The following is a 20223-nucleotide window of genomic DNA, read 5'->3' as shown; positions in this document are numbered from 1 at the left end:
GTCGCAGCGGAGAGCGTCATGCCATTACCTCACGGGATGGGGAAAGCCGATCCGGCAGCCCATAGCCCCATGACGCGGCGCGCGCAAACCATTTGCCCTCATGGGCCCATGCAATATGGTAATGGATCATGCCCGGCCCGCCCCGACGCCTGCTGCCCTCCACCAGCGCCCTCGCGGCCTTCGAGGCGGTGGTGCGGCTCGGCGGCTTCACCGCGGCGGCGCGGGAGCTCTCGCTGACCCAGGGCGCGGTGAGCCGGCAGGTCGCCGGGCTCGAGGCGCTGCTCGGCACCCGGCTGCTGGAGCGCTCGAGCCGCGGCGTGGCGGCGACCGAGCTCGGCCGCGCCTATGCCGCCGAGATCGCCGCGGCGCTGGAGACCATCCGCAACGCCTCGCTGGCGGCGATGACCGACCGGCACTACCAGACCCTCAACCTGGCGATCCCGCCCACCTTCGGCACGCGCTGGCTGATGCCGCGGCTGCCGCGCTTCGTCGAGCGCCACCCGGAGGTCACGCTCAACTTCATCACCCGGATCGGGCGGGTGGAGTTCGAGCAGGAGCGCATCGACGCGGCGATCCATGTCGGCCGGCCGGACTGGCCCGGCGCCGAGTTCCTCGAGCTGATGCGCGAGACCGTGGTGCCGGTGGCCAGCCCCGGTTTCCTCGCCGAGCACCGGATCGGCGCGGCGGAGGACCTGCTGCCGCTGCTGCGCCTGCACCTGGCCTCGCGCCCGGAGGCCTGGGCGGAGTGGTTCGCCAGCCTCGGCATCGCCGCCGGCCCGGGCGCCGGGCCGCGCTTCGAGCAGTTCGCCATGGTGGCGCAGGCCTGCGGCGCGGGGCTCGGCGTGGCGCTGCTGCCGGAGTTCCTGATCCGCTCCGAACTCGCCTCGGGCCAGCTCGCGGTGGCGCTCGACCACCGCGCCGAGAGCGCCAGCGCCTACTGGCTGGCGACGCCGGCGGCGCCGCGCCTGCGCCCGCAGGTGGTCGCGTTCAGAAACTGGCTGGCGGCCGAGGCCGCGGCGCCGGGCGGGGCTGCCTGAAATTTCGGCCTTGACAATTGCAGGGCATCTCGCAAATCGTTTGTGTGCTAATAAATTCGGCAAACACGGGTGCGGTGCAGCATATTGCATCGCAACGGGAAAACGGAGAGATGCCGCCGCGGCGGCCGGGAGGCGGGACATGAGCTTCATTCGCGATTGCTGGTATTGCGCCGGCTGGTCGGCCGGCTTCGGACAGGCGCTCGAGACGCGGCGGATGCTCGGCGAGGATCTCGTGCTGTTTCGCGGCGAGGACGGCCGGCTGCGCGCGCTGGAGGACACCTGCCCGCACCGCTTCCTGCCGCTGAGCATGGGCCGGCTGGTCGGCAACACGGTGCAATGCGGCTATCACGGCATGACCTTCGACGGCAGCGGCGCCTGCGTGCGGGTGCCGGGGCAGACCAACGTGCCGGCCAGCGCGCGGGTGCGCAGCTATCCGGTGGAGGAGCGCTCCGGCATCGTCTGGGTCTGGATGGGCGACCCGGCGCGGGCCGACACCGCGAAGATCTTCGACCTGCCGGAGATGCACGACCCGGCCTGGGCGATGCATCACGGCGACGCGCTGGACATCCGGGCCAACTACATGGCGGTGGCGGAGAACCTCTGCGACCCGGCGCATGTCAGCTTCGTCCACCCGACCACCCTCGGCAATGCCGCCTCGGAGGACGTGCCGGTCGAGACCCGCCGCGAGCAGGGGCCGACCGGCGAGGTGATCGTGACCTGGCGCTGGATCCGCGACGGCGAGCCGATCGGCTTCTTCAAGCGGTTCGGCGGCTTCACCGGCCATGTCGACCGCTGGCACTACTACTACATGCACTGCCCCAACATCGCCGCCATCGATTTCGGCAGCGCGCCCACCGAGGCGGCGCTGCCGGAGGGCGAGCGCAACCGGGGCGTGCGGATCTGGGCGCTGCATTTCTTGACGCCCGTCGATGCGGACCGCACAGTCGACTACTGGATGCACATTCGCAACGCGGCAACCGATGTCGCGGGCGTCGAGGAGCAGATGGACGCGATGTTCCGGACGGCGTTCGACGAGGACAAGGAGATCCTCGAGGCCGTGCAGGCCCGCGAGACCGCGCTGGCCGCGCGGCCGGGCGGCGCGCCGCGCCCGCTGAGGATCGCGATCGATCTCGGCCCCAACCTCTACCGCAAGGCCATCGACCGGCTGGCGGCGGCGGAGGCGGCGGCAGGTCCGGGCTGACCCCGGGCCGCGACAGATCGGCAACGACACGGCAACGAGATCAGACACAGCAGGGGGTCGCAGATGTTCACACGCAGAGGTTCGATCATGGCCGCGGCAGCGGCGGCGATGCTGGGCGCCACGGCGCTCGGCACCGGCGCGCTGGCCGAGGAGCCGATCAAGGTGGGCGAGCTCAACAGCTATACCCGCATGGCCGCCTTCACCGATCCCTACAAGAAGGGGTGGGAGCTGGCGCTCGAGGAGATCAACGCCGCCGGCGGCGTCAGGGGCCGCCCGCTCGAGGTGATCTCGCGCGACGACGACGGCAAGCCGGCGGATGCGGTGCGCATCGCCGAGGAGCTGGTCTCCGAGGACGAGGTGGTGCTGCTCTGGGGCACCTTCCTCTCCAATATCGGGCTGGCGGTGGCCGATTTCGCGGCGCAGCGCGAGGTGCTGTTCGTCGCCGCCGAGCCGCTCTCGGACGCGGTGACGATGGAGAAGGGCAACCCCTATACCTTCCGGCTGCGGCCCTCGACCGGGATGCAGGCGCGGATGCTCGCCGAGGTTGCTGCGAAGCTGCCGGCCAAGCGCTGGGCCACGGTGGCGCCCAACTATGCCTATGGCCAGGACGCGGTGGCCAAGTTCAAGACGGCGCTGACGGCGCTGCGCCCGGATGTCGAGTTCGTCGGCGAGCAGTGGCCGGGGCTCTTCAAGATCGACGCCGCCGCCACGGTGCGCGCGCTCGACGCGGTGGAGCCCGAGGCGATCTACAACGTCACCTTCGGCGGCGATCTCGCCAAGTTCGTGCGCGAGGGCCAGCTGCGCGGGCTGTTCAAGGGGCGTGACGTGGTCAGCCTGCTGACCGGCGAGCCGGAATACCTGCTGCCGCTGGGCGCCGAGGCGCCGGAGGGCTGGATCGTCACCGGCTACCCGGTCGAGGATCTCGGCGACGACCCCAACCACAAGCCCTTCCTCGAGGCCTACCAGGCGAAATGGGGCGAGCTGCCGCAGCTCGGCTCGATCGTCGGCTATGTCACGCTGAAGGCGGTGGCGGCGGCGATCGAGAAGGCCGAGAGCCTCGAGACCGAGGACCTCGTGGCGGCGATGGAGAACCTCACCTTCGACAGCCCGGTGGGCCCGGTCACCTTCCGCGACATCGACAACCAGGCCACGCTCGGCGCCTGGGTCGGCCGCACCGCGCTGAAGGACGGCCGCGGCGTGATGGTCGACTGGAGCTATGCCGACGGGGCCGACTACATGGCCTCGCCCGAGGAGGTAGCGGCCACCCGCCCGGCGGAGTGAGCCCGGCAGCGGCGCGCCCGGCCCTCCGCCCGGCGCGCCGCCTGCACCCGAACCCGAGACACCGACCTACCCGCGCCGGCACGGCATCCGGCGCCCGGCAGGAGTGCCCGCCTTGACCCTCGACCTCGGTTTCCTGCTCGGCCAGTTCCTCGCCGCGCTGGCCTCTGCATCCGCCCTGTTCCTCGTGGCCTCCGGGCTCTCGATCATCTTCGGCGTGACGCGGATCGTGAACTTCGCGCATGGCTCGTTCTACATGCTGGGCGCCTATCTCGGCTACACGATCACCGAGGCGCTGCCGACCGGCGTGCTCGGCTTCTGGGGCGGCACGCTGGTCGCGGCGCTGGCGGTCGGCGTCATCGGCGCGGCGATCGAGATCGTGGTGCTGCGGCGGATCTACCGCTCGCCGGAGCTGTTCCAGCTCGTCGCCACCTTCGCCATCGTGCTGATTATCCAGGACGCGACGCTCTATGTCTGGGGTCCGGTGGAGCGGCTCGGGCCGCGTGCGCCTGGGCTCGACGGGGCGGTGCAGATCCTCGGCGAATACGTGCCGGAATATGACCTCGCGCTGATCGCCATCGGGCCGGTGGTGCTCGGGCTGATCTGGCTGGTGTTCCACCGCACGCGCTGGGGCGTGCTGGTGCGCGCCGCCACCGAGGACCGCGAGATGGTCGGCGCGCTCGGGGTCAACCAGTCCTGGCTGTTCACCACGGTGTTCTTCCTCGGCTCGGCGCTGGCCGGGCTCGGCGGCGCGCTGCAGGTGCCGCGCGAATCGGTCTCGCTGCTGATGGATCTCAACATCATCGCCGAGGTCTTCGTGGTGGTGGTGATCGGCGGCATGGGCAGCGTGCTCGGGGCCTATGTGGCGGCGCTGCTGATCGCGCTGTTCAACGCCTTCGGCATCCTGATCCTGCCGGAGATCTCGCTGGCGGTGCCGTTCATCGTGATGGCGGTGGTGCTGATCGCGCGGCCCTGGGGCCTGTTCGGGCGCCCCGAGAGCGGCGAGCACCAGCAGGCGCTCTCCGAGGAGCCGCTGCGCCCGCTCGGCCTCGCCCGGCGCGCGGCGATCCTGGCCGGCGTGGCGGGGCTGGCCGGCCTCGCCTTCCTCGGCGGGCGCTACGGCGTGGTGCTGGCGACCGACATCGTCATCGTCTCGCTGTTTGCCGCGAGCCTGCATTTCATGATGGGGCTCGGCGGCATGGCCTCCTTCGGGCACGCCGCCTATTTCGGCATCAGCGCCTATGCGGCGGCCTTCCTGGCCACCTATGCCGGGCTCTCGATGCTGCCGGCGATGCTGCTGGCGCCGGTCGCGGCGATGCTGGCGGCGGCCTTCTTCGGCTGGTTCTGCGTGCGCAGCACCGGGGTCTATCTCGCGATGCTGACGCTGGCGGCGGCGCAGATCGTCTGGTCGGTGGTGTTCCAGGCCAGCGAGATCACCGGCGGCGACGACGGCATCCTCGGGGTCTGGCCGGACAAGTGGGCGAAGTCGCGCGAGGTCTACTTCCTGCTCACCCTGGCGATCGGCGCGATGGCGCTGGTGACGCTGCAGCGCATCGCCCATGCGCCCTTCGGCTACGTGCTGCGGGCGGCGCGCGACAACCGCCTGCGCGCCGAGGCAGTGGGGGTCGATACCCGCAACCACCAGTGGGCGGCCTTCGTGGTCTCCGGCGTCTTCGCCGGCATCGCCGGGGTGCTCTTCGTGTTTGCCAAGGGCAGCATCTTCCCGGACGAGCTGGCGATCCCGCGCTCCTTCGACGCGCTGCTGATGGTGCTGCTCGGCGGCGTGCAGTCGGTCTTCGGGCCGCTGCTGGGCGCGGCGAGCTTCACCTATGTGCGCGACGAGATCAGCCGGCTCGAATACTGGCGCTTCATCTTCGGCATCCTGATCATCCTCGTGGTGATCCTGGCGCCGGACGGCATCGCCGGCGGGCTGCAGCGGCTCTGGCGCTGGATCGCGGCGCGGGCCGGCTTCCGCCGCGTAACCCCTGACAAGGCGGAGGGCGCATGAGCACGACTCCAGCGGACGGCCCGGTGCTCGAGGTCTCCGGGCTCTCGAAATCCTTCGGCGGCAACCATGCGGTGCGCGAGGTCTCCTTCGCGCTGGGCGCCAGCGAGCTGCTGGCGCTGATCGGGCCGAACGGCGCCGGCAAGACCACCTGCTTCAACATGCTGAACGGCCAGCTCCGGCCGGATCGCGGGCGGGTGGTGTTCTGCGGCCGCGACATCACCGGGATGCGCCCGCGCGAGGCCTGGCGCCTCGGCCTCGGGCGCACCTTCCAGATCACCGCCACCTTCCCCTCGATGACGGTGATCGAGAACGTGCAGATCGCGCTGATCTCGCACGAGCGCAAGAGCTACGAGCTGTTCTCCGCCGCCCGCCGGCAGGGCCGCGCCGAGGCCGAGGCGCTGCTCGATCGCGTCGGCATGGCCGGGGCGGCGGACCGGCACTGCGCCGAGCTCGCCTATGGCGACCTGAAGCGGCTCGAGCTCGCGGTGGCGCTGGCCAACCGCCCGCGGCTGCTGCTGATGGACGAGCCGACCGCCGGCATGGCGCCCGCGGCGCGGGTCGAGCTGATGGCGCTGGCCGCCCGCATCGTCGCCGAGGAGGGGGTCAGCATCCTGTTCACCGAGCACGACATGGATGTCGTGTTCCGCCATGCCCACCGCATCCTCGTGCTCAACCGCGGCGAGATCATCGCCGAGGGCTCGGCCGAGGCGATCCGCGCCGATGCCCGCGTGCGCGAGGTCTATCTCGGCGGCGGCACGCAGGAACCCGGTGCCGAGGAGGCGCGCCCCCATGCTTGAGCTTCGCGGGATCCACACCTTCTACGGCGCCGCGCATATCCTGCACGACGTCTCGCTCGAGGTCCGCCCCGGCGAGGTGGTGGCGCTGCTCGGGCGCAACGGCGCCGGCAAGACCACCACGATGAAGTCGGTGATGGGGCTGGCCGAGGCGCGGCGCGGCGAGATCCTCTACGAGGGCCGGCCGATCCGCGGGCTCGCCGCCTTCGCGATCGCCCGGCTCGGCATCGGCTATGTCCCCGAGGAGCGGCGCATCTTCAAGCAGCTCACGGTGATGGAGAACCTCGAGGTCGGCCGGCGCGAGCCGCTCGAGGGCGCCCGGGTCTGGGAGCTCGACGAGCTCTTCACGCTGTTTCCCAACCTCGCCGAGCGGCGGGAGAATCTCGGCGGCCACCTCTCCGGCGGCGAGCAGCAGATGCTGACCATCGCGCGCACCCTGATGGGCGCGCCGAAGACCGTGCTGCTCGACGAGCCCTCGGAGGGCGTGGCGCCGGTGATCGTCGAGCAGATGGCCCATACCATCGAGGCGCTGAAGGCGCAGGGGCTCGCGGTGCTGCTCTCGGAGCAGAACGTGCGCTTCGCCGAGCGGGTCTCGGACCGGGCCTGCATCATCGAGAGCGGGCGCATCCAGTTCGACGGCGCGATGGCCGAGCTGGCGGCGCGGCCCGAGGTGCGGGAGCAGTATCTGGCGCTCTGACGGCGCGCCGCGGCGGGCTATTCCAGCTCGCCGAGGGTGCCGAGAAGGCTCTCCACCTGCTCCATCTGGCGGCGGCTGGCGCCGTCGAGCCGCTGCATGGTGAGGAGCGCCAGCAGCCGCAGCACCGCCAGCGCGCCGGCCGGCGAATCGAGCGCCTGCGGCGTGCCCACGGTGCAGCTCAGCGCATGGTCGGCCAGCGCCGGCGCGGTGCGGATGCTGAGATCGGCGAGCAGCACGATCCGGGCGCCGGTGCCGGAGATCGCCCGCATCACCTCGGCAAAGCCCGCCGGCCGGCGCCGCAGGCCGATCACCAGCACCGCGTCCTCCGGCCGCATCGCGGCGATGCCCTCGGCCAGCGTCTGCCCCGGCATGTTGAGCATCGCGACGCCGGGGCGGAACTGCCCGAGCGTCGAGCAGGCGTATTCGGCGAGGAAGAAGCTGTTGCGGAAGCCGGCGATGCGCAGCTGCCGGGCGCCGGCCAGGGTCTCGGCGACGGCGCCGAGGGCGAGCGGGTTCTGCATCTCCAGCGAGGCCTCGACGACCTGCCGCTCGGCCTCGATCAGCCGCTCGGGGCTGAGCGCCCCGGCGCCGGCGCGCGGCAGGTCGTCGGCGAGATAGAGCGGCGAGCCATGCGCCCGCATCGCCCGCGCCGAGCGCCGCGCCTCGTCATAGGAGCGATAGCCGAGCCGCCGCACGAAGCGGGTGACGGTGGCGTTCGAGATCCCGGCCTTGCCGGCCAGTTCGGAGGCCGACCAGAGCGCCAGCTCGCCGGGCCGGTCGAGCACCAGGTCGGCGGCCTTGCGCTCGCCCTCGGGCAGCTCGTCATAGACCCGGTGGATGCGCTCCGTCGGCGTCTCCGCCTCGGCCTCGCGCACCCGCCTCACCATCGCCGCGCCGTATGCATGCGAAAACCTATTTTTGTACTTGCTGGCAAGATGAAAATCCGCTTTCATCAACCGGGTCAAGCCCCGAGATGCCGAAACGGCAGCGCGGGGCAGCGCGGGGCATCGGGGGCATCCGGGCGGCAGACGGAGACGCGAGGATGAGCGACATCGCAGACCGCGCGCGCGGCTGGAGCAAGCGGGTCAACTGGCTGGTTGAGCGGGTCTGCGTGGCGCTGCTGGCGCTGCTGGTGATCGATGTCTGGCTCGGCGTGGTGGTGCGCTATGCGATCCCGCTGCCGATCACCTTCACCGAGGAGCTGGCGCGCTACCTGATGATCTGGATGGCGCTGCTGGCGGTCTCCTCGGGCATCGCGCATCGCGAGCATATCGGGGTCGGCTTCGTGCTGGAGCGGCTGCCGGCGCCGGTGCGGCGCTGGCTGGCGGTGGGCTTCGACGTGATCGGCTTCGTGTTCTTCGCCGCGCTGTTCTGGTACGGGCTCGGCTTCACCGAGCGCGGCTTCTCGCGGCTGACGATGATCTACGCGATCCCCAAGGGCTATGCCTTTGCCGGGGTGCCGCTGGCGGCCTTCGTCGCCTGCCTGCAGCTCGCGCTGATGGGGGTGCATGACTGGTTCGCCGAGCGCGCGCCGGAGGCGCTGGCCAGCCGCACCATCGATCCGGGGGGCGAGTGATGGGAGAGTGGCTGGTTCCGCTGGCGTTCTTCGGGCTGCTGGTGCTGGGCATGCCGGTGGGCATCTCGATCGGCGTCGCCGGGATGATCGGCATCCTCGATCTCGGCCCGCGCTTCATGACCATGGCGCCGGACCGGGTGTTCGCCGGGCTCGACCTCTTCCCCTTCCTCGCCATGCCGTTCTTCATCCTGGCCGGCGAGATCATGAACCGCTCCGGCATCACCGCGGGGCTGGTCAAGCTGGCCGATGCGCTGGTCGGCTGGATGCGCGGCGGCATGGCGCATTCCAACATGGTGGCCAGCGTGATGTTCGCCGGCATCACCGGCTCGGCCACGGCGGATGCCGCGGCCTTCGGCAACACGCTGGTGCCGGCGATGCAGAAGGCGGGCTATTCGCGGCCCTATGCCTGCGCGGTGACGGCGGCGGGCAGCATCATCGGGCCGACCATCCCGCCCTCGACGCTGATGATCATCTACGGCTCGATCATGGGGGTCTCGATCGCCGGGCTGTTCGCCGCGGGGATCCTGCCGGGGCTGCTGATCTGCGCGGTCTGCATGGCGATGATCGCGCTCACGGCGCGGTCCAAGGGGCTGCCGAAGGGCGAGGGGCGGCCCTCGTTCCGCATCGTGCTGGCGGCGCTGCGCGAGGGGTTCCTGGCGGCGCTGCTGCCGGTCTTCATCCTCGGCTCGATCCTCGGCGGCATCGCGACGCCGACCGAGGCGGCGGCGATCGCGGTGGCCTATGCGCTGCTGGTGGGCGGCGTGGTCTATCGCGCGCTGACCTGGCGCGACCTCTACGAGATCGGCGTGCGCACCACCCGGATCACCGGGGTGATCTTCCTGATCATCGCCTCGGCCACCATCCTCGGCTGGTGGATGACCTTCCGCCAGGTGCCGCAGGCGATCGCCGAGGCGATGCTGACGATCTCCGAGAACCCGGACGTGGTGATCGGGCTGATCGTGCTGCTGCTGCTGGTGATCGGGCTGGTGATGGACATCAACGCCACGCTGATCATCCTCGCCCCGGTGCTGGCGCCGCTCACCGTGAAGCTCGGCATGGACCCGGTGCATGCCGGCATCATGATCATCCTCGCGCTCAACGTCTCGCTGATGACACCGCCGGTGGGGGCCTGCCTCTTCGTGCTGGCCTCGGTGACCGGCGAGCGCATCGAGGCGATCACGCGCGAGCTCTGGCCCTTCATCCTGGCGGAGGTGGCGGTGCTGCTGCTGATCGCCTTCTGGGCCGATCTGACGCTGTTCGTCCCGCGGCTGCTGGGGCTCTGAGATGGCGGAGCGGATGCCAGGCCGGCCCCGGGCCCGGACCAAATCGAAACCACACGCACCAAAAACAGGGAGACTGCAGATGAAGACGGCGATGAAGACACTCGGGATCGGGCTCGCGGCAGCCTGTCTCTCGGCCCAGGCGCTGGCGGCGGACGTGACGATCCGCATCGCCCATCTCAACCCGGAGGACCCCTTCGCGAGCCATTCCGGCGCCATGACGGCGGTGTTCAAGAGCCTCGTGGAGGCCAGCTCGAACGGCGAGATCGAGGTCCAGCTGTTCCCCAACGGGCAGCTCGGCAAGGACAACGAGGTGATCGATCAGGTCCGCGCCGGGCTGGTCGAGAGCGCGATCTCCTCCTCCGGCGGCATGGCGCAGCACTACCCGCTGGTCGGGGTCTTCGACATCCCCTTCGCCTTCCCCAACATCGGCGTGGCCAGCCGGGTGATCTCCAAGGAGAGCGCCTTCGGGGAGAAGTTCGTCGCCGATCTCGAGGGCGCGACCGGGCTCGAGGTGCTCGGCCTGATCGATTCGGGCGGCTTCTTCGCCTTCACCAACTCCGAGCGGCCGATCACCTCGGTGGCCGACATGGAGGGGCTGAAGATCCGCACCATGACCCTGCCGACCCATGAGGCGATCATCTCCTCGCTCGGCGGCCAGCCGACCCCGCTGCCCTGGGCCGAGGTCTATACCGCGCTGCAGACCGGCGTCGCCGACGGCCAGATGAACCCGGTGCCGATCATCGCCTTCGCCAAGTTCGACGAGGTGCAGAAATACCTCAGCGTCACCAACCACATCATCACGCCGTATATCTGGACGATGAACAAGGAGTTCTACGAGGGCCTGTCGCCGGAGCACCGCACACTGGTCAACTGGGCCTCCGAGGTCGCCACCGAAGCCGGCCGCTCGATGTCCCGCGTGATCGAGGCCTCCGAGCGCGGCCTGCCGGCGCTGGCCGCCAAGATGGAGGTCAACGTGGTGCCGCCGGCGGAGCAGGCGAAGTTCGCCGAGGCCGCCCAGCCCGCCGTGCGGGCGCTGATCGAGGAGCAGTACGGTGCCGAGGGCATCGCCATGCTCGACGCGCTGCTGGCCTCGATCGACGAGGAAAACGCCTTCTGAGACCGGCCGTTCCGGCGGTGCGTGCCCCCGCGCCGCCGGCCGACCAGACCGACGACCACTGACCGGAACCGGGGCCGGGGCGTGCTGCTCCGGTCCCTCCATGAGGCCGACATGACCGATCCGATCGACCACCGCGATGCCGCCGCCGAGCGGCCGTTCACGCTTGTCGCCAATGCCGGCGCCCGGCGCGGCGCCGCCTGGACCGAGGCGCAGGACGCGATCCTGAGCGATGCCGCGCTCGCCGAGGCGCGCGCCACCATCACCACCTGGCCGGGCTATGCGCCGACCCCGCTCGAGCCGCTGGCCGGGCTGGCCGCCGAGATCGGCGTCGGCGCGCTGCACTACAAGGACGAGAGCCTGCGTTTCGGGCTCAACAGCTTCAAGGCGCTCGGCGGCGCCTATGCCGTGCTGCGCCTGCTGCGCCGGCAGATCGGTGCGGCGCTCGGCCGCGATGTCGCGGCGGAGGAGATCCTCTCGGGCGCGCTGGCGGCGGAGGCGGCGCGGATCACCGTCTGCTGCGCCACCGACGGCAACCACGGCCGCTCGGTCGCCTGGGGCGCGCGGAATTTCGGCTGCGCCTGCGTGATCTTCATCCACGCCACCGTCTCCGAGGGCCGAAAGGCTGCCATCGCGGCCTATGGCGCCGAGGTCCGCCGCTGCGCCGGCAACTACGACGACAGCGTCCGCGAGGCGCAGGAGACCGCGACGCGCGAGGGCTGGTTCGTGGTCTCCGACACCTCCTATCCGGGCTACATGGAGGTGCCGAAGGACGTGATGCAGGGCTACGAGCTGATGGCCTGGGAGGCCTTCGAGGCGCTGGCCGAGCCGCCCAGCCACATCTTCCTGCAGACCGGCGTCGGCGGCATGGCCGCGGCGGTGGCGGCGCAGGCCAAGCGGCGCTGGGGCGCAGGGCGGCCGCTGATCGTGCTGGCCGACCCGGACCGCTCCGCCTGCTGGGTCGAGAGCTTCCGCGCCGGCCGGCCGACCGCCATCGAGGGCGATCTCGACACGCTGATGGCCGGGCTGGCCTGCGGCGAGGTCTCGGCGCTGGCCTGGGAGATCCTGAAGGACCACGGCGATTTCGCCATGGCGCTGCCCGACGATGCGGCGGTGGCGATGATGCGCCGGCTGGCCGGCCCGCCGGCGCCGGACCGGCCGCTGGTCGCCGGCGAGAGCGCGGTGGCCGGGCTCGCCGGGCTCGCCGCGGCCATGGGCGAGCCGCGGGCGCGGGCGGCGCTCGGCCTCGATGCCGGCGCGCGGGTGCTGGTCTTCGGCAGCGAGGGCGACACCGACCCGGCGCTCTATGCCGAGCTGGTCGGCACCGATGCCGCCACCATCCGGGCGCGCGCGGCATGAGCGGCCCGGCCGGCACCCCCGCGATCGACGGCGCCCGGCTGCTGGGCCGCATCCGCCGGCTCGGCACGGTCGGCGCGCTGCCCGGCGGCGGCGTCTGCCGCCTCGCGCTCGGCGATGCCGACCGCGCGGGGCGCGACCTGCTGGTGCGCTGGATGGAGGAGCTGGGCCTTGCGGTCTCGGTCGATGCCATCGGCAACATCTGGGGCATCCGGGCGGGGCGCGAGGACGGCCCGCCGGTGATGCTCGGCTCGCATATCGACAGCGTCGCCACCGGCGGGCTCTATGACGGCGCGCTCGGCGTGCTGGCCGGGCTCGAGGTCTGCGCCGCGCTCGACGATGCCGGGCGGGTGACCCGCCGGCCGCTGGCGGTGGCCGCCTTCACCAACGAGGAGGGCGCCCGCTTCGCGCCCGACATGATGGGCTCGGGCGTGCACCAAGGCGCGCTGGATCTCGAGGAGATGCTGGCGGTGGTCGGCATCGACGGCGCGGTGCTGGGGGCCGAGCTCGACCGCATCGGCTATCGCGGCGCGGTGCCGGTGCGGAGCCTCACGCCGGCGGCCTTCCTCGAGCTGCATGTCGAGCAGGGCCCGGTGCTGGAGCGCGAGGGGCTGAGGATCGGCGCGGTGACCGGGGTGCAGGGCATCAGCTGGACCGAGTTCACGCTGCACGGGCAGTCGAACCATGCCGGCACCACGCCGATGGCGATGCGCCGCGATGCCGGCTGCGCGGCGGCGCGGATCGCGCTCGAGGCGCGCGCCATCGCCGACGATCTCGGCCCGCCGCAGGTGGCCACCGTCGGCGTCACCGAGCTCTCGCCGGGGCTGGTCAACGTGGTGCCGGAGCGCGCCAAGCTGACCGTCGATCTGCGCAACACCGACGATGCGGTGCTGAAGGCGGCCGAGGCGCGGCTGATGGCGGCGGCCGAGGCCCATGCCGCGGCGGAGGGCTGCCGGCTCGAGAGCCGGCGGCTGGCCCGCTTCGCCCCGGTGGAGTTCGACGCGGCGCTGGTCGCCCGGGTCGAGGCCGCGGCCGCGGCGCGCGGACTGCCGGCGCGGCGGATGCCCTCCGGCGCCGGGCACGACGCACAGATGTTCGCGCCGAACTGCCCGACCGCGATGATCTTCGTTCCCTCCGCCGGGGGGATCAGCCACAACATCGCCGAGCACACCGGGGCGGACGACCTGGTGGCCGGCGCAGGGGTGCTGCTCGACGTGGCGCTCGAGCTTCTGGAGGCTGCCGAATGAGCCGGTCCTTTGTCGTCGCCGGGGCGCAGCTCGGCCCGATCGCCGCGGCGGAGAGCCGCGCCTCCGCCGTCACCCGGATGATCGAGCTGATGCGCGAGGCCGCGGCCCGCGGCGCGCGGCTCGTGGTCTTCCCCGAGCTTGCGCTCACCACCTTCTTCCCGCGCTGGTACACCGAGGCGCCGGCCGAGATCGACCGCTGGTTCGAGACCGAGATGCCCTCGGCCGAGACCCGGCGGCTGTTCGAGGCGGCGGAGACGCTGGGGATCGGCTTCCATCTCGGCTATGCCGAGCTGACGCCGGAAGGGCGGCACTTCAACACCGCGATCCTCGTCGACGCGGCCGGCCGGATCGCCGGGAAATACCGCAAGATCCACCTGCCCGGGCACCGCGAGCACGAGGACTGGCGGCCCTTCCAGCATCTCGAGAAGCGCTATTTCGAGAAGGGCGATCTCGGCTTCCCGGTGTTCGACGCCTTCGGCGGGCGCATCGGCATGTGCATCTGCAACGACCGGCGCTGGCCGGAGACCTGGCGGATGCTCGGCCTCGGCGGCGCCGAGCTGGTCTGCCTCGGCTACAACACGCCGCTGCACTATCCGCCGGCGCCGGAGCACGACCACCTGCAGTATTTCCACAACGCGCTCTCGGTGCAGGCCGGGGCCTACCAGAACGGGCTCTGGGCGGTGGCGGTGGCCAAGGCCGGGCGCGAGGAGGGGTGCGACCTGATCGGCGGCTCGCTGATCGCCGCGCCCACCGGCGAGATCGTCGCCCAGGCCAGCACCACCGGCGACGAGGTGATCTCGGCCCGGATCGACCTCGACCGCTGTGCCGAGATCCGGGCCAACGTGTTCAACTTCGCCCTGCACCGCGAGCCGCAGGACTATGCCCTGATCACGGCGCCGCGCGAATGAGCCAGCCCTCGGCGAGGCGGTGCTCCTCGAGATTGGCGCCGGGTCCGATCCGGTCGACCACCGCGAAGAGCCCCGGCCCGCCGAGCGGCGTCAGCACCGCGTGCCAGACCCCGCGGAGATAGGAGACCCCCTGCGTGCCGGAGGCGCGGAAGGCCCGCGGCCGGCCCGGGCGGCCATCTTCGTCGGGCGCCGCGATGGCGAGCCAGGGCGTGCCGCCCATGGGCAGGAAGCTCTGGCTGCCGAGGGGGTGGCGCTCGAGCAGCGCGAGGGTGAAGGGCAGGGTGCGCGGCTCGGAGCGGAACAGGCTGATCCCGGCGCGGCCATCGGCGAAGTCGAGCCGGGCACGGTCGTGCCAGCGGCCGCAGAGCCCCTCGTTGATGAGCCTGTCCGGCGGACCCTCGGCCTCGATCACGTCGCCGAAGCGGGCGAAGGCGCCGGGCTCCAGCGGCTCGACATCGACCATGCGGCTCATCCGGCGCTCCCGGGCTGCCCGAGATGCCCGAGATGCCCGAGATGCCCGCCGAGCGGCATGTGGCGGTTGACGTCCTTGTAGAGCAGGTAGCGGAACGGCCCCGGCCCGCCGGCATAGCAGGCCTGCGGGCAGAAGGCGCGGAGCCACATGTAGTCCCCCGCCTCGACCTCCACCCAGTCGCGGTTGAGCTTGTAGACCGCCTTGCCCTCGAGCACGTAGAGCCCGTGCTCCATCACATGCGTCTCCTCGAACGGGATGGTGCCGCCGGGGGCGAAGGTGACCACCGTGACCGCCATGTCGTGGCGCAGGTCCTCGGGGTCGGTGAAGCGCGTGGTGGCCCAGACCCCGCCGCAGTCCGGCATCGGCTCGGGCGGGGTGCCGGCATCGCTGGCGAAGACCGGCCCGGGCGGGGCGAGCCCTGCGGCGGGCTGCCAGCGCTTGCGGATCCAGTGGAAGCGGGCCGGCGTGTCGCCCTCGGCCGCGAGCTGCCAGGCGGCGCCGGGCGGCAGCCAGGCGAAATCGCCGGCGCCGAGATGATGCGCCGCGCCCGCCAGATCGAGCCGCAGCCGCCCCGCGGTGACGAAGAGCGCCGCCTGCGCCGCCGGGTCGGGCTCGGGCGCGCTGCTGCCGCCGCCGGGGGCGACCTCCATGAGGTAGTGCGCGAAGGTCTCGGCAAAGCCCGAGAGCGGGCGGGCCAGCACCCAGAGCCGGGTGCCCTGCCAGCCCGGCAGCCGCGAGGTGACGATGGCGGTCTGGGTGCCGCGCGGCAGCACCGCATAGGCCTCGGTGAAGACGGCGCGCCCGGTCATCAGCCGCGATTGCGGCGGCAGGCCATCGGCGGCGAAGGCATAGCTCGGCTCGGACATCGGCATCTCCCGGGGCAGGCGGATGGGTCCTGCCGGTATGCCGGGACGGTGCCGGCCGGGCAAGCGGGCCGGGCCGGAAACGCGCTCCGGGCGCGGCCTGAACCGCGCCCGGGCAGGGGTCGGCACCGGGTGCCAGTGCCTTGTGCCAGCGCCTTTTGCCAGCGCCGGATGTCAGCGCCGGGCGAAGCGCGCGACCACGAGACTCGCCACCGCGATCTTCAGCGCGTCGCCGAGCAGGAAGGGCACCACCCCGGCGGCGAAGGCGGCCGCGGGATCGCCGGTGATCGCCGCCAGCCAGCCCCAGCCGAGCGCATAGATCAGCCCGGTCGCGGCGAGGTTGAGCGCGGCGATGCCGGCGAGGCCGGGGACCCCGCAGCGCTCCCGCCAGGCGCCGAGCGCAGCGGCCGCCAGCACGAAGCCGACGAGGTAGCCGCCGGTCGGCCCGAACAGCGCGCCGCCGGCGAAGAACGGCAGCCCGGCGGCGCCGAGGCCGAGATAGAGCGCGCCGCTGCCGAGCGCGGTGCGCATGCCGCCGAACCAGCCGATCAGCAGCACCGCCAGCACCTGCATGGTCATCGGCACCGGCCAGAACGGGATCCGGATCTGCGCCGCGATGGCGAGCGCCGCCGCGCCGGCGGCGATGGGGAGGAGCCAGGCCGCCTGACCGGCGAGCGTGACGCGAGGGGTGGCTACGAGCTTCATGGTTGTTGACCTTTGTCCCAACATTCTGATCGTCAAAATTGTTGACAATCTGGTTGGCGTAGTCAAGTTTGATTCCAGCGACGCCGGAGCGGGGTGCCTATGGGCGCCTCGGGGAGAGCGGAGACAATGGTGAGGAAAGCCGGGAAGATGGCGAAGTCGGTCAGTGTCGACGACGTGGTGAACGTCCTGCGCGAGCGGATCGTGAACCACGAGCTGCCGCCCGGGGCGAAGCTGCGCGAGGCGCCGCTGGCCGCCGAATACGGGATCTCGCGGGCGCGGCTGCGCGACGCCTTCAGCATCCTCGAGCAGCTCGGCCTGATCGAGCGGGTGCGCAACCAGGGCGCCATCGTCACCCGGCTCAGCGCCGAGCAGGTCGACGAGCTCTTCGCCATGCGCGAGGTGCTGGAGGCGCTCGCGGTGCGCCTTGCCACCGAGAACGCGCCGAAGGGGGCTTGGGACGAGCTGACCGAGCGCTTCGGCCCGCAGGCCGAGCGGGCCATCGCCGAGCACGATCTGGATTACTACATCTCGATCGTCACGGCGTTCCGCGAGCAGACCATCGCCGCGTCGCAGAACGAGATTCTCAGCCAGACGCTGGACGGGCTCTACGACCGCACCAAGGTGCTGATCCGGCGTCTGCTTCTGGTGCCCGGCCGGGCCCAGACCGGCCTCATCGAACACCGAAAGATACTTGCGGCGATGAATGCCGGCGATGCGGTGCTCGCCGAGCAGCTCAAGCGCGAGAACATCCGCGGGGCCTGCGAGTGGTTCCGCAATTACCGCAAGTTCATTCTCTGAAGAGCGAGGAGCAGGGGTGCAGGCAAGTTCAGGAACCGGGAACCGGCCGGAGACGGCCGAACGGCGCGGCCCGCTCGACGGGCGCCGGGTGATCGAGCTCGGCTCGACGGTGGCGGGCCCGTTCTGCGGGCGGCTGCTGGGCGATTTCGGCGCCGACGTCATCAAGATCGAGCAGCGCGAGGGCGATGCCGTGCGTTCGATGGGCAAGCGCAACAGGGGGCGGTCGCTCTATGCCGCCTCGATCTTCCGCAACAAGCGCAACGTCTCGATCGACCTTCGCCGGCCCGAGGGCCGGGCGCTGGCACGCCGGCTCTGCGCCACCGCGGATGTGGTGGTGGAGAATTTCCGCCCCGGCACGCTGGAGCGCTGGGGCCTCGGCTACGAGGATCTGAGCCGCGAGAACCCGGGGCTCGTGCTGGTGCGGATCTCCGGCTACGGCCAGCACGGCCCCTACAGCCAGCGGCCGGGCTATGGCGTGGTCTGCGAGGCGGTGAGCGGGATGCGCGAGATCACCGGCGACCCGGATCGCCCGCCGGCCCGCGTCGCGGTCTCGCTGACCGACTACATCACCGGGCTCTATGCCGCCTTCGGCGCTGCGCTGGCGCTGATCGAGCGGCAGCGGACCGGCCGCGGGCAGGTGGTCGATACCGCGCTCTACGAATCCGCCTTCAGCTTCATGGAGCCGCATATCCCGGCCTTCCAGCAGCTCGGCGAGATCGCCCGCCGCGCCGGCTCGCGGCTGCCCGACAACGTGCCGAACACGCTCTTCGAGACGGCCGACCGGCGCCACATCCACATCACCGCGATCTCGCAGACGCTGTTCGCCAAGCTGATGGCGGTGATCGGGCGGCCCGAGCTTGCCGACGATCCGAGCTTCGCCGCAGGGCCGGCGCGGGCCGAGAACGAGGCGGCGCTGACCGCGATCATCGCCGGCTGGGTCGCGGCGCGGCCGCTCGCCGAGGCCGAGGCGGCGCTCGAGGCGGCGGGGATCCCGCATGCCCGGATCTACGACATGGCCGACATCTTCGCCGATCCGCACTACCGCGCGCGCGGCGCCATCGTGACGCCGGAGGACCCGGTGCTCGGCCCGGTCGCGATGGCCGAGGTGGTGCCGCGGCTCTCCGAGACGCCGGGCGGGGTGCACTGGCCGGGGCGCGACACCGGGGTGGACACGCTGGCGGTGCTGGAGGGCGAGCTCGGGCTCTCCGCCGGCGAGATCGAGGCGCTGCTGCAGTCGGGGATCCTGTTCCCCGGCGAGCGCGAGAAGGACAACGCGGCGGAAGCCGGGCGGAGGGCCGCAGGATGAACCAGGTATCGAAGACGGAGGCGGCGCCGGCGGCCGAGGGCAGCGCGGCGCGCGAGGAGGAGCTGGCCCGCCGGGAGGCCCGCGCGCTGGCGATGGGCGGCCCCGAGAAGCTGGCCCGCCGGGCCGAGCGCGGGCTGCTCGACGCGCGCTCGCGGATCGACCGGCTGATCGACCCGGGCAGCTTCCGCGAGGTCGGCATGCTCGGCGTCTCCAGCGGCAGCGAGGCCGACCGCGAGACCACCCCGGCGGATGGCAAGGTCACCGGCTATGCCCGCGTCGACGGCCGCCCGGTGGCGGTGATCTCCAACGATTTCACCGTGAAGGGCGCCTCCTCGAGCAAGACCAACATGCGCAAGATCGGGCATGTGAAGCGCAACGCCACCGAGCGGCGGATGCCGATCGTGTTCTTCGGCGAATCCTCCGGCGCGCGGATGCCCGACAACATGGGCGCGCGCGGCATGGGCACCATGCTCGGCGAGGACCCGACGCAGTATATCCGCGACCGCCGCACGCCCTGGGTCTCGGCGGTGCTGGGCCAGTGCTTCGGCTCCTCGGCCTGGTATGCCTGCCTCTCCGACTTCACGGTGATGCGCAAGGGCGCGGTGCTGGCGGTGGCCAGCCCGGGGCTCGCCTCGCTGGCGATCGGCCAGACCGTCGGGGCGGAGGAGCTCGGCGGCTGGCGGCTGCACCAGGAGGTGACCGGGCTGGTCGATGCGGTGACCGAGACCGATGCCGAGGCGGTCGCGCTGATCCGGCGCTTCCTCTCCTACATGCCGCAGCATTCCGGCGAGACGCCGCCGCGGGCCGATATGCCCGACGATCCGGAGGCGCTGGCGAAGGCCCGCGCGACGCTCGAGGGCATCGTGCCGGAGAGCCGCCGCCAGGCCTATGACATGCGCCGGGCGGTGGCCGCGCTGGTCGATCCCGGCAGCTTCTTCGAGCTCAAGCCGCGCTTCGGCCGCGTCGCCTGCACCGGCCTCGCCCGCCTCGGCGGGCGGGTCGTCGGCATCGTCGCCAACAACCCGATGTTCAAGGCCGGCGCGCTGGATGTGGATGCCTGCGAGAAGATCACCGGCTTCCTCGCGCTCTGCGACAGCTTCAACATTCCGCTGGTGATGCTGGTCGACACGCCGGGCTTCGTGATCGGGATCGAGGGCGAGCGGCGCAAGGCTCCCGGCAAGATCATGAACTTCATGCAGGCGCTGCAGCTCTGCACGGTACCGAAGCTCTCGGTGATCATGCGCAAGAGCTACGGGCAGGCCTATCTCAACATGGGCGGCGGGCGGAACTCCGACGAGGTCGCCGCCTGGCCGGGCGCCGAGGTCAGCTTCATGGACCCGGCCTATGCGGTGGAGGTCGTCACCTGGGGCCGCGAGACCGGCGAGGCCGAGCGCGCGCGCATCCGCGCCGAGATGGAGCAGGATGCCAGCGTCTGGGGGCTCGCCGAGATCAATGCGGTGCAGGCGGTGATCCGCCCCGGCGCCACCCGCGACTACCTGATCGACATGCTGGAGTTCCACGCGAGCGGCACCCCGATCGGTGCGCATCGCATGGCGACCTGGCCCACCACCTTCTGAAAC

At 71.7% G+C, this 20223-nt stretch carries 19 protein-coding genes; 15 read left to right on the top strand and 4 right to left on the bottom strand.

Features of this window, described 5'->3' with window-relative positions:
• Nucleotides 1–128: 128 nt before the first annotated feature.
• The 6 genes from QSJ97_RS17615 (at nt 129) to QSJ97_RS17590 (ending at nt 7015) form a co-directional block, all read left to right on the top strand.
• Nucleotides 129–1037, top strand: a complete 909-nt coding sequence (locus QSJ97_RS17615) for a LysR family transcriptional regulator (RefSeq protein ID WP_285673343.1) — start codon at nt 129–131, stop codon at nt 1035–1037.
• Between the two features lie 139 nt (nt 1038–1176).
• On the top strand, nt 1177–2238 hold the full coding sequence (locus tag QSJ97_RS17610) for an aromatic ring-hydroxylating dioxygenase subunit alpha (protein ID WP_285673341.1): 1062 nt from the start codon (nt 1177–1179) through the stop codon (nt 2236–2238).
• Between the two features lie 63 nt (nt 2239–2301).
• Nucleotides 2302–3519: an ABC transporter substrate-binding protein gene (locus QSJ97_RS17605; protein ID WP_434220929.1), complete on the top strand. Its 1218-nt coding sequence runs from the start codon at nt 2302–2304 to the stop codon at nt 3517–3519.
• A gap of 112 nt (nt 3520–3631) precedes the next feature.
• The gene (locus QSJ97_RS17600) at nt 3632–5524 is read left to right on the top strand and encodes an ABC transporter permease (protein WP_285673339.1); all 1893 of its coding nucleotides are present in this window, start codon (nt 3632–3634) and stop codon (nt 5522–5524) included.
• Nucleotides 5521–6321, top strand: a complete 801-nt coding sequence (locus QSJ97_RS17595) for an ABC transporter ATP-binding protein (protein WP_285673337.1) — start codon at nt 5521–5523, stop codon at nt 6319–6321. The genes QSJ97_RS17600 and QSJ97_RS17595 overlap by 4 nt, the downstream gene beginning before the upstream one ends.
• Complete coding sequence (locus QSJ97_RS17590; RefSeq protein ID WP_285673336.1) at nt 6314–7015, top strand: ABC transporter ATP-binding protein; 702 nt, start codon at nt 6314–6316, stop codon at nt 7013–7015. Before QSJ97_RS17595 ends, QSJ97_RS17590 begins: the two co-directional genes overlap by 8 nt.
• Nucleotides 7016–7032: 17 nt before the next feature.
• Here the strand turns inward: QSJ97_RS17590 and QSJ97_RS17585 are convergent, their stop codons facing one another.
• On the bottom strand, nt 7033–7902 hold the full coding sequence (locus QSJ97_RS17585) for a MurR/RpiR family transcriptional regulator (protein ID WP_285673334.1): 870 nt from the start codon (nt 7900–7902) through the stop codon (nt 7033–7035).
• 155 nt (nt 7903–8057) lie between these two features.
• Between QSJ97_RS17585 and QSJ97_RS17580 the strand changes: the two genes are divergently transcribed.
• The 6 genes from QSJ97_RS17580 to QSJ97_RS17555 all read left to right on the top strand — a co-directional run bounded on the left by QSJ97_RS17580 (nt 8058) and on the right by QSJ97_RS17555 (nt 14499).
• Nucleotides 8058–8591 carry a TRAP transporter small permease gene (locus QSJ97_RS17580; RefSeq protein ID WP_285673332.1) on the top strand — a complete coding sequence of 178 codons (534 nt, stop codon included), beginning with the start codon at nt 8058–8060 and terminating at the stop codon, nt 8589–8591.
• A complete protein-coding gene (locus QSJ97_RS17575; RefSeq protein WP_285673331.1) occupies nt 8591–9874 on the top strand; it encodes a TRAP transporter large permease in 1284 nt (427 codons plus the stop codon). Before QSJ97_RS17580 ends, QSJ97_RS17575 begins: the two co-directional genes overlap by 1 nt.
• Nucleotides 9875–9953: 79 nt before the next feature.
• Nucleotides 9954–10991 carry a TRAP transporter substrate-binding protein gene (locus tag QSJ97_RS17570; RefSeq protein ID WP_285673329.1) on the top strand — a complete coding sequence of 346 codons (1038 nt, stop codon included), beginning with the start codon at nt 9954–9956 and terminating at the stop codon, nt 10989–10991.
• 111 nt (nt 10992–11102) lie between these two features.
• Nucleotides 11103–12347, top strand: a complete 1245-nt coding sequence (locus QSJ97_RS17565) for a diaminopropionate ammonia-lyase (protein ID WP_285673327.1) — start codon at nt 11103–11105, stop codon at nt 12345–12347.
• A complete protein-coding gene (locus QSJ97_RS17560) occupies nt 12344–13591 on the top strand; it encodes a Zn-dependent hydrolase (protein ID WP_285673325.1) in 1248 nt (415 codons plus the stop codon). The genes QSJ97_RS17565 and QSJ97_RS17560 overlap by 4 nt, the downstream gene beginning before the upstream one ends.
• Nucleotides 13588–14499, top strand: coding sequence for an N-carbamoyl-D-amino-acid hydrolase (locus tag QSJ97_RS17555; protein WP_285673323.1), 912 nt, complete (start codon nt 13588–13590; stop codon nt 14497–14499). The genes QSJ97_RS17560 and QSJ97_RS17555 overlap by 4 nt, the downstream gene beginning before the upstream one ends.
• Here the strand turns inward: QSJ97_RS17555 and QSJ97_RS17550 are convergent.
• The 3 genes from QSJ97_RS17550 to QSJ97_RS17540 all read right to left on the bottom strand — a co-directional run bounded on the left by QSJ97_RS17550 (nt 14480) and on the right by QSJ97_RS17540 (nt 16539).
• Nucleotides 14480–14971 (bottom strand): ureidoglycolate lyase, encoded by a 492-nt coding sequence (locus tag QSJ97_RS17550; protein WP_285673321.1) that lies wholly within the window; start codon nt 14969–14971, stop codon nt 14480–14482. The genes QSJ97_RS17555 and QSJ97_RS17550 overlap by 20 nt on opposite strands.
• Nucleotides 14968–15837, bottom strand: a complete 870-nt coding sequence (locus QSJ97_RS17545) for a bifunctional allantoicase/(S)-ureidoglycine aminohydrolase (RefSeq protein ID WP_285673320.1) — start codon at nt 15835–15837, stop codon at nt 14968–14970. Before QSJ97_RS17545 ends, QSJ97_RS17550 begins: the two co-directional genes overlap by 4 nt.
• Before the next feature lie 171 nt (nt 15838–16008).
• Nucleotides 16009–16539: a biotin transporter BioY gene (locus QSJ97_RS17540; protein WP_285673319.1), complete on the bottom strand. Its 531-nt coding sequence runs from the start codon at nt 16537–16539 to the stop codon at nt 16009–16011.
• Nucleotides 16540–16686: 147 nt separating this feature from the next.
• Here QSJ97_RS17540 and QSJ97_RS17535 point away from each other — a divergent pair, with 147 nt between their 5' ends.
• Genes QSJ97_RS17535 through QSJ97_RS17525 form a run of 3 tightly spaced genes read left to right on the top strand, consistent with a single transcriptional unit; the run spans nt 16687 to nt 20220 of the window.
• A complete protein-coding gene (locus QSJ97_RS17535; protein ID WP_285673318.1) occupies nt 16687–17337 on the top strand; it encodes a GntR family transcriptional regulator in 651 nt (216 codons plus the stop codon).
• Between the two features lie 16 nt (nt 17338–17353).
• The gene (locus QSJ97_RS17530) at nt 17354–18643 is read left to right on the top strand and encodes a CaiB/BaiF CoA transferase family protein (RefSeq protein WP_285673316.1); all 1290 of its coding nucleotides are present in this window, start codon (nt 17354–17356) and stop codon (nt 18641–18643) included.
• On the top strand, nt 18640–20220 hold the full coding sequence (locus QSJ97_RS17525; protein ID WP_285673314.1) for an acyl-CoA carboxylase subunit beta: 1581 nt from the start codon (nt 18640–18642) through the stop codon (nt 20218–20220). Before QSJ97_RS17530 ends, QSJ97_RS17525 begins: the two co-directional genes overlap by 4 nt.
• Nucleotides 20221–20223: the final 3 nt, after the last annotated feature.

It is taken from the genome of Paralimibaculum aggregatum, from assembly GCF_030270585.1.
Classification (GTDB): domain Bacteria; phylum Pseudomonadota; class Alphaproteobacteria; order Rhodobacterales; family Rhodobacteraceae; genus Thermohalobaculum; species Thermohalobaculum aggregatum.
Note: the sequence above shows the minus strand (reverse complement) of the source record. Positions and strands in the feature narration are given on the sequence as shown.

Bases quoted from the DNA above. Each gene is read 5' to 3' on its own strand.
- QSJ97_RS17560 (WP_285673325.1), top strand. From the start codon at position 12,344: ATGAGCGGCCCGGCCGGCACCCCCGCGATCGACGGCGCCCGGCTGCTG.
- QSJ97_RS17525 (WP_285673314.1), top strand. From the start codon at position 18,640: ATGAACCAGGTATCGAAGACGGAGGCGGCGCCGGCGGCCGAGGGCAGC.
- QSJ97_RS17555 (WP_285673323.1), top strand. From the start codon at position 13,588: ATGAGCCGGTCCTTTGTCGTCGCCGGGGCGCAGCTCGGCCCGATCGCC.
- QSJ97_RS17540 (WP_285673319.1), bottom strand. From the start codon at position 16,539: ATGAAGCTCGTAGCCACCCCTCGCGTCACGCTCGCCGGTCAGGCGGCC.
- QSJ97_RS17575 (WP_285673331.1), top strand. From the start codon at position 8,591: ATGGGAGAGTGGCTGGTTCCGCTGGCGTTCTTCGGGCTGCTGGTGCTG.
- QSJ97_RS17605 (WP_434220929.1), top strand. From the start codon at position 2,302: ATGTTCACACGCAGAGGTTCGATCATGGCCGCGGCAGCGGCGGCGATG.
- QSJ97_RS17595 (WP_285673337.1), top strand. From the start codon at position 5,521: ATGAGCACGACTCCAGCGGACGGCCCGGTGCTCGAGGTCTCCGGGCTC.
- QSJ97_RS17545 (WP_285673320.1), bottom strand. From the start codon at position 15,837: ATGTCCGAGCCGAGCTATGCCTTCGCCGCCGATGGCCTGCCGCCGCAA.
- QSJ97_RS17610 (WP_285673341.1), top strand. From the start codon at position 1,177: ATGAGCTTCATTCGCGATTGCTGGTATTGCGCCGGCTGGTCGGCCGGC.
- QSJ97_RS17615 (WP_285673343.1), top strand. From the start codon at position 129: ATGCCCGGCCCGCCCCGACGCCTGCTGCCCTCCACCAGCGCCCTCGCG.
- QSJ97_RS17590 (WP_285673336.1), top strand. From the start codon at position 6,314: ATGCTTGAGCTTCGCGGGATCCACACCTTCTACGGCGCCGCGCATATC.
- QSJ97_RS17565 (WP_285673327.1), top strand. From the start codon at position 11,103: ATGACCGATCCGATCGACCACCGCGATGCCGCCGCCGAGCGGCCGTTC.
- QSJ97_RS17585 (WP_285673334.1), bottom strand. From the start codon at position 7,902: ATGGTGAGGCGGGTGCGCGAGGCCGAGGCGGAGACGCCGACGGAGCGC.
- QSJ97_RS17550 (WP_285673321.1), bottom strand. From the start codon at position 14,971: ATGAGCCGCATGGTCGATGTCGAGCCGCTGGAGCCCGGCGCCTTCGCC.
- QSJ97_RS17570 (WP_285673329.1), top strand. From the start codon at position 9,954: ATGAAGACGGCGATGAAGACACTCGGGATCGGGCTCGCGGCAGCCTGT.
- QSJ97_RS17580 (WP_285673332.1), top strand. From the start codon at position 8,058: ATGAGCGACATCGCAGACCGCGCGCGCGGCTGGAGCAAGCGGGTCAAC.
- QSJ97_RS17535 (WP_285673318.1), top strand. From the start codon at position 16,687: ATGGCGAAGTCGGTCAGTGTCGACGACGTGGTGAACGTCCTGCGCGAG.